General features: G+C 35.2%; 11 protein-coding genes. 9 read left to right on the forward strand and 2 right to left on the reverse strand.

Features of this window, described 5'->3' with window-relative positions; translation table 11 throughout:
• Positions 1 to 122: 122 nt before the first annotated feature.
• Positions 123 to 2,210, reverse strand: a complete 2,088-nt coding sequence (locus L2586_RS23485; protein ID WP_235295447.1) for a helix-turn-helix domain-containing protein — start codon at positions 2,208 to 2,210, stop codon at positions 123 to 125.
• A 234-nt stretch (positions 2,211 to 2,444) separates the two neighbouring features.
• Here L2586_RS23485 and L2586_RS23490 point away from each other — a divergent pair, with 234 nt between their 5' ends.
• The 7 genes from L2586_RS23490 to L2586_RS23520 all read left to right on the forward strand — a co-directional run bounded on the left by L2586_RS23490 (position 2,445) and on the right by L2586_RS23520 (position 9,189).
• Positions 2,445 to 3,041 carry an ankyrin repeat domain-containing protein gene (locus tag L2586_RS23490; protein ID WP_235295448.1) on the forward strand — a complete coding sequence of 199 codons (597 nt, stop codon included), beginning with the start codon at positions 2,445 to 2,447 and terminating at the stop codon, positions 3,039 to 3,041.
• A gap of 23 nt (positions 3,042 to 3,064) precedes the next feature.
• Positions 3,065 to 4,165, forward strand: coding sequence for an acyltransferase family protein (locus L2586_RS23495; protein WP_235295449.1), 1,101 nt, complete (start codon positions 3,065 to 3,067; stop codon positions 4,163 to 4,165).
• Between the two features lie 86 nt (positions 4,166 to 4,251).
• The gene (locus L2586_RS23500) at positions 4,252 to 5,289 is read left to right on the forward strand and encodes a serine hydrolase domain-containing protein (protein WP_235295450.1); all 1,038 of its coding nucleotides are present in this window, start codon (positions 4,252 to 4,254) and stop codon (positions 5,287 to 5,289) included.
• A 10-nt stretch (positions 5,290 to 5,299) separates the two neighbouring features.
• Positions 5,300 to 5,845 carry a hypothetical protein gene (locus L2586_RS23505; RefSeq protein WP_235295451.1) on the forward strand — a complete coding sequence of 182 codons (546 nt, stop codon included), beginning with the start codon at positions 5,300 to 5,302 and terminating at the stop codon, positions 5,843 to 5,845.
• Positions 5,846 to 5,937: 92 nt separating this feature from the next.
• Positions 5,938 to 6,531 carry a hypothetical protein gene (locus L2586_RS23510; protein WP_235295452.1) on the forward strand — a complete coding sequence of 198 codons (594 nt, stop codon included), beginning with the start codon at positions 5,938 to 5,940 and terminating at the stop codon, positions 6,529 to 6,531.
• 290 nt (positions 6,532 to 6,821) lie between these two features.
• Positions 6,822 to 7,481: a DUF4386 domain-containing protein gene (locus L2586_RS23515; protein ID WP_235295453.1), complete on the forward strand. Its 660-nt coding sequence runs from the start codon at positions 6,822 to 6,824 to the stop codon at positions 7,479 to 7,481.
• Between the two features lie 391 nt (positions 7,482 to 7,872).
• Complete coding sequence (locus tag L2586_RS23520; protein WP_235295454.1) at positions 7,873 to 9,189, forward strand: APC family permease; 1,317 nt, start codon at positions 7,873 to 7,875, stop codon at positions 9,187 to 9,189.
• 411 nt (positions 9,190 to 9,600) lie between these two features.
• On the opposite strand, the gene L2586_RS23525 is transcribed toward L2586_RS23520, so the two are convergent.
• On the reverse strand, positions 9,601 to 10,050 hold the full coding sequence (locus tag L2586_RS23525; RefSeq protein WP_235295455.1) for a winged helix-turn-helix transcriptional regulator: 450 nt from the start codon (positions 10,048 to 10,050) through the stop codon (positions 9,601 to 9,603).
• 70 nt (positions 10,051 to 10,120) lie between these two features.
• On the opposite strand from L2586_RS23525, the gene L2586_RS23530 reads away from it, so the two are divergent.
• Positions 10,121 to 10,942 carry an alpha/beta fold hydrolase gene (locus L2586_RS23530; protein ID WP_235295456.1) on the forward strand — a complete coding sequence of 274 codons (822 nt, stop codon included), beginning with the start codon at positions 10,121 to 10,123 and terminating at the stop codon, positions 10,940 to 10,942.
• A 1-nt stretch (position 10,943) separates the two neighbouring features.
• Entirely contained in the window at positions 10,944 to 11,780 is an 837-nt protein-coding gene (locus tag L2586_RS23535; protein WP_235295457.1) for an alpha/beta fold hydrolase, read from the forward strand.
• Positions 11,781 to 11,958 lie beyond the last annotated feature (178 nt).

Consider the following 11,958-nt stretch of genomic DNA (forward strand, 5'->3'; position numbering starts at 1 on the left):
ATAAAATTTAATATACTCTCTATCCTTTTTTAGCTTATCCTACTTTGGATGAATTACGAGAATAGACACAAATATCAAAGTATATTAAAATGACAAATCTAGAAATTGCTTAGGCAGAAGGCTCATATAAGAACTAGATCCTTTAATGTTTGTTTGAGTTGCTCTTGATTTTCCCAAAACTTAGCGTCTATTTTTTTCATAATTGAATGGTATTCTGGATGCTTCTTAAGTGGTATAATAAGAGGATCCTTTCCGTGGAAAAGCAAAAACCAATATTGGAAATTATTCTTTGTTGAAAATTCTTTTAGTTGATCTAAAGCAAGTTCAATTTTACCTTCATGGACATATTTCAGCGCCATACTGGCAGGCTGGTAGATTGAATCATCATTCTCGCAGTAAAGAGTATATGAATCAAAAAACGCCTTGGCTTCATTTATAAATCCCATTTTCTCATATACAAGGCCAATTTTTAGATCTTCTTGAGGATAGATATCTAAGTTATATTGCTCTTTGACGCTGACAAATTTTCTATAGTAAAAGAAGGCGCTATCATACTGCTCTTGATAATAGTAAAACTTAGCTGTTTCTTGTAATATGTCCATTCTAGTTGTATCTCTATTCCACTCCTTGACGAGCATTCTCGTGGTTTTTTCTGTATTTTGATCTTGTGCATATTGTATGAAAATCTTCAATATAGGACCATATTCATTATTGGGATTGTAATCCAAACATAAATTGATATATTCTTCGGCTTCATCCACAAATCCTGTTTGAATGAGTGCGTTACTGAGTTGAAGATAGATAAAACTTTTGCCGATGGAGTCATTAGCTGCGATGTCTAGCTTGATGCCTTTTAATGCATATTTAAGATATTTTGAAGTATTGGGAATAGCATATGAATATATGATTGAAAGAATTTGGACGACAGTAGATGAATTAGGATTGTACTCTAGTGCTTTTTCCAAATGTGGTACTGCTAAAGCATAGTCACCAACGTTCATATAGTAAAGTGCTTTAGCTACAAGACTTTCAGCAGACTTGGAATCGTAAAGTAAGGCTTTATCAGCGTTATTATTAATGACCTCGGTGTATTGCTTATCAGCACGATTAAGGTCAAGATAATAGTAAGCAATCGCAATCTGTGCATAAGATTGAGAGAATTGTACATCCTCTTCTATGGCCTTCTTATATAGACGTATTGCTTCTTCTAAACCTTCTTGACTCTCTTCTTTACTTGCTTCTTGGGCCTGCAGATAGAAGTCATAAGCTACTAGATTTTCTGTTGGTTTTTTATCGATTTGTTCCAACTCCGATGGCCTTACCTTAGCTTCTATCGCAGCTGTTACTTTCGTAGCTATTTCATTTTGCAGAGAAAAAATATCGACTACCTCATGCTTGTACTGTTGTGACCATATCGGTGTGTCGTGTTCTGCATCTATCAATTGAATATTCAATAATACTTGGCCACCCACACGCTGGCCACTGCCTTCCACAAGATATCTTACCTTGAGGTCTTCTGCAATTTCCTTGGTATTCTTATCTGTATTTCTATATTTTTCTACCGAAGTTCTGCTTATCACCCTTAGATCTTCTATTTTTTGCAAATTGTTAAGCGAAGATTCCATGAGACCATTTACAAAATAGAGATTGCTAGAGTCACTACTCATATTCTTGAAAGGAAGTACTGCAATTGATTTCTTGGTGTTTGCAGTTTCTACCTTTGAATTACTTTTTTGGGTCAGTAGAACTGTGAATAGAACTAAAATTATAATAACTGTGCCGATAAGTGGCCATCGAAATTGATTGAAAAAAGAAGAACTTTCTTTCTCTGGGACTTTGGATGGCGTAATCTCATCAGAAATTTCCTTATTAAAGCCTCTTTTTCTAACTTCTCCTGGTGAATAGCCGTAGTCCTCTCGAAAACATTTAATGAAATAAGAACTATTGCCAAAACCAACCTGATAAGAAATTTCTGAAATCGTAAGATCTGTATTTTCCAGCATCTCCATACTCTTTTGCAAGCGAATCTTACGAATAAATTGACTTACACTAAGATTGCTTTGCTTTTTTATTTTTCGAAGAAGACTAGAACGACTCATACTCATAAGCGTAGCTAATTCTGATACCCCAAATTGTTCTTCGGACATTTTATCTAGAATAATAGCTTCCGCTTCTTCTATGAATTTCTTTTCAAACGAGTTGCTAGACATGTGGTTTTTTAGTTATACATAAGACGAATCCTATTCAGATCGTAAGTTGCATATTTTCTGTGAAATCTAGAAGAAAATGGACAATTGCGTCATAATTTATACTCCTGCGTCATAATTTTCATAGCTATCATCAAACTTCATACACAAGGCTGCATAGGTATTTGTCTTCAACGGTGCTCTTGGCTCATCTTTGTAGAGAACAAAATTTCAGTATTTATTAATTAAAAAACGTTTATGAAAATCCTAAATATTTATTCATATAAAGTCAACATACACTTTCTGTTTCTACTCCTATTAATGGCAAGTGCTTGCTCACAATCTGAAAAGAGAACTGGATCGAAAGTGGCTAATGCTGCAGTTGATAAATCGGAGGCCAAGCCCGACATCAATATACATACAGCTGTAATTATGGGAGATCTGGACGCAGTCAGACAACACATCAAAACAGGAACTGATATTAATCAGAAGGATGCGATGAGTGATTCAACGCCTTTAATGACTGCGGTGACTTTTAATAAATCGGAAATTGTAAAAGCTCTTATAGCCGCTAAGGCTGATCTTACTATACAGAATAAAGATGGTTCTACTGCCTTACATACTGCTGCGTTTTTTGGTAGGATCGAGATTGTCCAATTACTAATAGACGCAAATGCAGACAAAACGATAAAGAATAATTTTGGTGCCAGTCCACGTGAGACAGTAATTGGTGATTTTGCAGAGGTGAAACCTTTCTATGATATGCTAGTCAAGCAGCTGTCTCCGATGGGTTTTGAATTGGATATGCAAGCGTTGCAAGAGGCCCGTCCCATCGTTGCTTTAATGTTACAATAATCAACTCTATAAATCAAACTATTATGAATACGGATAGAAGACATGATATCGATTGGTTAAGGGTAATCGCAATAGGATTATTACTGATTTATCATATTGCTATTATTTTTCAGCCATGGGCTATGTTCATTGGATTCATCAGAAGTGATGAAAGCGTTGAGAGCATTTGGATACCTATGACTTTACTTAATGTATGGAGAATTCCTCTTCTATTCTATGTGTCTGGTATGGGTATGTATTTCGCAATGAGAAAGAGAAATTGGAAGCAGTTGATCATCGAAAGGTCGAAAAGAATACTTTTGCCTTTTGCCTTCGGTTACATCGCCATTACTCCATTGCATATGTTTGTTTTTCAAAAATATTATAATATGGATCTGCAGTACTATTCGCATATAGGTCATCTATGGTTCTTGGGCAATATTTTCTTTTATGTAATAATCTTTTTGCCATTTTTTGCATATCTCAAAAAGGAGAATGCTAGCAGATTTAAGAAAGCTATTTCGAAGATCATGTCATTTGCAATAGGGCCACTCTCAATATCATTATTTGCAGTATTGGAATTGGTGGCAATCAGACCACAGATGTATGAGTTGTATGCTCAAACATGGCATGGGTTCTGGGTAGGATTTGTTGCCTTCTTTTTTGGGTTTCTTATTATGTACAGTGGCCGTTCATTTTGGAAAACTGTTTCAAAATATAAATGGCTTTACATTGTTATCGCATCTGTATTATTCACTATTAGATTCAAGCAATTTGAGCTGCTTTCTACTAGCTATTCTATCGCTATTGAGTCTACGTGCTGGATTCTGGGTGTCTTTGGTCTTGCACATCGATACCTTAACAAGCCAAGCGCTGCATTGACCTATCTTAGCCGAGCGGCATACCCTATATATATCATTCATATGTTCGTTTTGTTCGCGGGAGCATTGGTCATTTTACCCTTAGATATTCATCCCTTGCTACAATTTAGTGGGATATGTCTATTTACATTTTTTTGGACTTACTTCATTTATGAATTGATCATCAGAAGGATCAACTTCTTGCGACCATTATTTGGTCTAAAAATGTACATTCCTCCTTCGAGAAAACTTGCTCAATCAACGCTACCCATTGTTAAAAAATAGGGGACACTATTACTATAATTGATTGAAATTCAATTAAAAGTAACTCTGGCATAAGTCGATTTTATGAAACTTAAAAAACTATAATTATGAAAAATTTAAAGAAAATACAGTTAAGAATATTTAAATTCCTAATCCCAGGGATTGCTCTTATATCTATTTTTCTGATGGGATGTTCAAAGAACCTATTTTATCCATCAGAATCCATTCAAGAGGAGATGGATAAAGCAGTACAAGGTGACTTTGATGGTATGATTGTTTACGTCAATCAAGCTGGGAAGTCTTCATTCTACAGTGCTGGCTTTAATAACCGAGAAGAGCAGACCCTTGCTAATCCACATTTATTGTTCAGAATAGCAAGCATCAGCAAACTATATATTGCTGCAAGCACTGCAAAACTGGTGGCAGAGTATTCCTTATCCCTGGATCAAACGCTTGGAAGTCTAATTCCAGAAGTCAAAGGAGAAATTGAGAATGCTGATCAGATAACACTGGAAATGCTATTAAGGCACAGAAGCGGGATACCTGATTATATTTTTGAGCCTGGTTTTGAAAGTGATACAGAAGAAAGCTACTTGTCATCTGCAGCTTTAATATATGATAAACCCGCTGATTTTGGACCTAATAAGAGGTATGCGTATTCAAATACAAATTACCTTTTAATTGCAGAAATTCTTGACAGGACCTTGGGTTATTCTCATCATGAATATATAACAAATGAAATTTTAATACCTCTTGGACTGACGAATACCTTCCACTTGTACAGTGAAGTCGACTCTAATGATGTTATGAGCGGTTACTACAAGGGTTATGATCCCGATCTAAAATCAGTGAATCATACAAGACCTGGAGGATCCATGATTGCCACAGCAGAAGATGTGGGAATCTTTTTAAGAGCGCTTATCGATGGTACTTTATTTAGTGCTGAAGAACAAGCAATCTATACATCCGTATACGAGTATGAGCATACAGGTTGGCTGGGCGGTTATACAAGCATAGCTCGCTATCATAGTGATATTGATGCAGTGGTTATACAGTTTGTAAATACAAGTAGCAAGGAATGGTTCTGGCTTAAGCTTAGAGGTATCTACAAAAGAATTGTGAGGATACTTGAAAATGAAATTTAAAAAACAAATTATGAAAAAGTATATTATTCTTAGTCTAGTATTATTGTCCTACTCATTGACTTATGCACAATCGAATAAGCTTTCAGGAAGATTCGGCTTTGGTCTGACTTCAAGCTATAATAGTGAGCTTAGACCACTTCGAATTATTCCTAGTGTAACTTACAAGGCAGGGAAAAGTCAATTTGAAGCGGGTTTCGGATTTAATCCTTTCATATTAATGGAGCAAAAAATCCTGAGCGGCGATCTGACTTATAAGTACTTCCCGAATGGAACAGCAAAAAAGTTTAGTCTTTACCTTTTAACCCGTTTTTCCTACATCCATGACCAGCGAGAAACTTATTATCCTAGCACTTACAATTTTCTTTTTTTAAATGGAGGATATGGTATAGAAATCAAAGCTTCTAAAAATGTTTCCCTTGGAACGAACATGACTGCAGGAGTATTAACCTTTAGTAAGAAATCTGAAATACCATATGAAGCATTTGCTGAGCAAGGCTTTTTCGATGACTTGGGGTATAATCTAGCTTTACAGTTCAATATTGGATATAGATTCTAATGTGATCTTAGTAATACTTGCAAAAAAAGAGTGACCTGAACAAGCCGAAAAAAGGTATAAAAGAGAAGTAGGCACAATTGAAATACTTAATTATGAAAAGTCAAATTGCTTTAATTTTAACGATAGTGGCGCTTTGTTCGTGTAATAGATCAACGATATCTGTTATTACTCATCAAGCGACTCTAGCTGATTATCAAGTAGGAGAGAAATGGGTGTGGAAGTATAAAGGCATCACAACGGAGGGAGAGGTACGCTCAGATGGAATAGATACGAGAGTAATCGTCAGAAAGAAGGGAATCCTATGCATGACAATCGGAAAGGATACCATCCCTGTTACTGATATTGTTAAACCTGAAGAAAGTGAAACACAAAAGTACGACTGGCCTCTCAAAGTTGGTAAAAAGTGGAAATATGAAAGCAACTGGACAAGTCAAGATGGAACAACCGGTAGCCAGCGTCAAGATGCCGAGATATTATCATACCAAGAAGAAACGGTTGAAGCTGGAACATTCATGGCCTACACTATAAGGTACATGGGTACAACAACAAACTCAAGAGGTTATAACGCAAATGAAGAAGAAGTTTGGTTGTATGCTCCCAGTATCAAAAATTTCATCAAACTAACACAGCACCAAGGTGATTTTCTTTACGTAGAGGAACTAATTGAATATTCAAAACCCAAATAAATTTCTTAGCCTTGGACATTAGCCTCCGAAAGGACTAAACTTGAACAATGACAAAAATATTTAGAAAAACCAGGCAAAATATGCTTTTGGGTAACAACTTAAGCAAATATTTACTCTACTCAGTCGGAGAAATACTTCTAGTAATTAAAGAAATAATGGTGGGTTTGAAAGAATATTGTCGAGCAGTTAATACGGTTTAATCAAAAAACAATCCTTCTTTGACAAAATCGCCTGCCCGTTTATGGAGCATTAGAATTTGTCAAAGAAGCTAAATTATCAATAATATTAAAATGAAATTAAATAAAAGAAAAACAGCCCTTCTAACTGGATGGTCGCTAATAACAATGGCGCTAGTAGCCATTTTCTCAATAGGATATGCCCTTCCTGAATTTGATCTTGGTGAAGGTGTTAAATTGATCGACACTGCCATAAATGCCAAATCTAGTCTATACCTATTCATGTTGATAGGTTTCTTTATCATCCTGATATTAGACGTAATTGTAGCCATATTGTTGTATCAGTTTTTCAAAGAAGACCATTTAAATATTTCCAGAATGGCAGGAATTTTGAGATTAGTTTACACGGCAATTTTTGCAGTCGCCATTTATTTTTTAGCTGAAATATATTTAGCATCGCAAGTTTCGAGCGAATCTATCCAGTCGAATTTTAACCTATTTCACTCTGTATGGAATATGGGGCTTATCATTTTCGGAATTCATGTCGTGCTGCTTGGGTTACTTATGAAAATGCATTCAATGAAACCAAATATTCTGTGGTATATCACACTAGTTGCTGGGATATCCTACGTGGTTTTGTCTGCACTTAAATTGACAATACCGAACACGAAAATTGTTGACATATTACAAATGATCTTATCACTTCCCATGACCATAGGAGAAATAGGACTTGCCATTTGGTTAATTATTAAAGGAGGAAAAGTGAAATATTGAGAAATTCTTAAGTCATTTAGTTGTTAAGGAAGGATTTCACCTTTAGCCTACCTGCTCTTGGTACTAACCCTCATAATTAAAAGAAGTCGTCAAAACGATTGCCTCCAAATGTACCTCTTCAATGATTAATAGGATAAAGGCATTCAGAACATATTACCCAATATTAGTTAGAAAAACCCACAACTATCAATGAGGAAATTCTTTCAAAAAATTCGCTATGAATTGATAGAAAAAAAAAACAGGGGAAATACCTAAAATAAGCTATAGAAGAAATTGGATGAGTGGTTATTGGAATCCTGATTGCATTAGCAATTAAAAATTGGATTCAAAGCCGAATAAAATAATAAGCAATTAAATAATTTATCTAGTTTGCACATAAAACCAAAAACCTATGGCCTCAACCAACAATGAAAAAGAATTAAAACGTGTAGTAGGTGTAACTGGATTGTCACTTAATATTATTAATATAACAGTTGGCGCTGGTATTTTTGCATTGCCTGCAATTGTTGGTGTCGAACTGGGTGCATTCAGTGTATTTGCTTATGTATTTTGCGGTATTATGATGGCATGCATAATGCTTTGCTATGCAGAAATAGGAACACGTGTAACAAAGACTGGAGGTAGTTATGCATATGTGGTATCTGCATTTGGCGATTTTGCTGGTTTTATAGTGAACTGGTTGGCCGTTTTCGGCTGGAGTATTTTAGGAAGTGCCGCTTTGATGAATATTATCGCCGATTCACTTGCCGTAATTTTCCCTATTTTTTCAAATTCATGGATACGTGGATTATTCTTTTTTATACTTCTCGCCTTTTTGGCGGTGACAAATATTCGTGGAGCAAAGCAAGGTGTCGCTTTTATTAAATGGATTACGATTATAAAATTACTACCACTGATCGGAATAGTCATCTTCGGGCTGAGTCATATTAATGGAAATAATCTTTATTGGGAACATCTGCCTTCATTAAATACATTTGGGAACACGACTCTTGTCTTGTTTTTTGCATTTGCCGGTTTCGAAACAGCCCTTGGGGTAAGTGGTGAAATTAAAAACCCAAAACGTACCATTCCTTTGGGTATTTTACTTGGCGGCGGAGTGGTAATTATACTATATTTACTTTTGCAGACAGTAACGCAAGGTGTGTTAGGTTCGCAAATGGAATTAGTTAAAGATGCGCCCTTAGCAGCGGTTGCTGAGCGGATTATTGGTTCTTTTGGAGGTAGTTTGTTATTGATTGCTGCTGCAATTTCTTGTTTTGGTGCGGTAAGTACCGATATATTAAATACGCCCAGAGTGTTATTTGCGGGTGCCAAAGATGGTCTTTTTCCAAAATTCCTTGCTGAAATCCATCCTAAATTTGCAACACCAAATTGGTCGATAATTTGCTTTTCTGTATTGATTTTTCTTTTTTCAATTTCTGGAGGTTTTCAGCAATTGGCAATATTGGCAAGTGCCGCTATACTTCTTATATATCTGTTAGTTGTTTTAGCTACAATCAAATTAAGAATGAAGAAGCGAGATGATACCGAAAACACATTTAAAGTACCTGGAGGATTGGTGATACCGGTTATTGCCGTTGTATCCATTGTTTGGTTGCTTACAAGTTTAAGTAAATGGGAAATTTTATCAACGGTGATATTTATTGCTGTAATCAGTGCAACCTATTTATTCATGAAATGGATGCAAAATAGAAAAAGTAAGGCTTGAAAATATTGCATTTCTAAGCTAACAAACAATGATGAGGTCAGCTGGGCTATCACCGTAAGCGCAAAACAATTACAGCGATATATATTGATCATGCTAGCTACAATTCAGCAGACCTTTCATTTTACGAAGATGAATTTCGCCTGAAAGCGGTTCACTCCGTTTCAATTAAACATTTAGGTTATAATGCTGATGAAAACCAGAGCAATTTGTTCTTGGCAGTTCGAAGTCCCTAATCTAAAAAGCTTTTTACACTATTTTAGAGGAGTCTGTTTTTTAAAACTTTGGCTATTCTAAGATCCCATAATGCATCCACTCCCGTCTGAAGGGTATTCTTTCTGTTCCTTCCCTTTAACATCACCAATATTATTCCTATGTGAAGACCAGTTTTGCTCTCGTTTCAATATTTTACATTTAAGACAACTCAAAACTCAGGTCATTTAAAGAAAGTATTTTATTATTCTGATTTACGAAAACCAATTTAACAGGCGCACCCGTTTTATCAATAATTTTTAAATACGTTTCTTCCTTACTGACCAAATTTGTATTGCCCCAATCCAATATTGCACCCATCATAAAAATTAGCTCACTTCCTTTTTTTGATAATTGATATTCGCTTCTGGTTCTCTTTTTTTCTTCTTTATAATCCGTTTTTATAATTAGTCCATGCTGTACTAATAAGTTTAATTTAACTGTAAGAACAGATTTTGAGATCGCTAGGTTCTTTTCAAATTCATCAAACTTTGTGTTGCCCAAAAACAACTCTCTGAGTATTAATAAAACCCATTTATCTCCTAAGATTTGGTTGGTCAATTGGATAGGACAATTCAATCTATTGGTCTCTGATTTTTTATAAAATTGCATAATATTTCATCTTGAGTTTGAAAATAGAACTCAGATGTATTACATTTGAGTTTCAATTTAGAACTAAGGTATGAAAAAAATGCTGAAAATACTGGACAAGGTAGCCCCTCAAATTGCTGGACGATTGATTTATAATAAAATTTCTCAGCCTCGAAAACGTAAGCTTCGTGAAAGGGAAGAAAGCGTTCTTGCCCAATCAGAAAGATTATCTATTGACTTTCGTGGCTTTGTACTAAAAAGATATTCATGGGGAGAGACAGGAAACCCTGTTGCATTACTGATACATGGTTGGGAAGGTCAGGCTGGGAATTTTGGAGCATTGGTATCCATTTTATTAGACAAGAACTATCATGTAGTTGCTTATGATGGACCTGCTCATGGTGAAAGCAGTCGTAAGAGTACTAATATGTTTGAATATGCAGATTTTACTTCTACAAGAATAAAAATACATCAACCCAAACTCATTATTAGCCACTCTTTCGGTACTGTTTCTACTCAACTCGGTTTATTGGAAAATCCAAAATTCAAATTGAATCAATGGATAATTATAACAACCCCCTTTAGTTTTAAAGAATTTATCCTTTCTATCATAACAAAGTTAGGAGTGTCTCAAAAAACACTTCAAATATTATCCAGCCTAATAGAAAAAGATACCAATTTGCCATTAGAGGAAATCAATATGAAAACACTGTGTCAAAAAATGAATCCAATAGATTCGGTTGTCATTGTTCATTCTATAGATGACAAAGTTTTACCTTTTCATGATGCAGAACGAACAGCAAAGTGCATTGAAAATAGTGAGCTTATCAAACTGAAAAATATAGGCCACTACAAAATCTTGTGGTCTGATGAATTGAATAATATTTTAAAAAATAAAATAAATAATAATTAAAATGGAGAAAGTAATTAATAGTGATATCAATTTTATAGAGATTCGTGGAATTCAAGTTGCCTACCGCATTATTGGGGAAGGAGTTCCATTAATTCTATTCAATCGTTTTAGAGGAACCATCAATGATTGGGACCCGGCTTTTATCTCTTCATTAGCTAAAAGAAATAAGGTTGTCGCCTTTGATAATTTTGGAGTTGGAGCTACAAATGGTAAAAGTGAAGATTCGGTAGAAGGAATGGCTGCTATTGCGTATGAATTTATCACCCAATTAGGCTTTGAAAAAGTAAATATCTTGGGGTGGAGTATGGGAGGACTTATTGCTCAGGTTTTTCTATTAAATTATCCGAATATAGTCCACAAAGCAATATTAGTTGGTACCGGTCCTGGAGGAAGTGAACAAACGGAATATCCAACAGAACGATTTTTGGCTGTTGCTACTAAAGTCTATGATATGCAGCCAGAGCATCATCAAACTGTATTTTTCACAGATGATCAAAAAGGTATGGAAAATACAATAGCCTCACTTTCTCGCATTGAAAAATATAAAAACAAAATTCAACCCACCCAGCCCATTACTTGGGCAGCACAAGGAATGGCTACAAAGAACTTTTTCGCAAGCGATAAAGATTATTTTACCAGAATTAAAGAAATCCATCACGATGTTTTGGTTGCTGGCTCAAAGGAGGATATTGCATTTTCTGATAAGAATTCTTTTCTCCTTTTTAAACAAATTCCTAATAGTCACCTATTATTGTATTCTAATGCTGCTCATGCTTTTCATCATCAATTACCAAATAAATTCGGGCAGGCAGTTGAGGATTTTTTAACTTTAAAATAGCGAAATCATCTATCTTTGAGCTGATGAATTCTACTTTAAATGCTATAGTTTTAGCCAGTGAAAATTGGAAATCCATCTGACTTTCTAATTAGGCTTACAAAACGTTGAACAACAGTATGTAAGGCATTTGCTAGGTTGTCCCCATAGAATTGCTAGTGGCAGATGCTAATTGGAAAAA

This window comes from Portibacter lacus (genome assembly GCF_021533215.1).
In the GTDB taxonomy this organism is placed as follows: Bacteria; Bacteroidota; Bacteroidia; order Chitinophagales; family Saprospiraceae; genus Portibacter; species Portibacter lacus.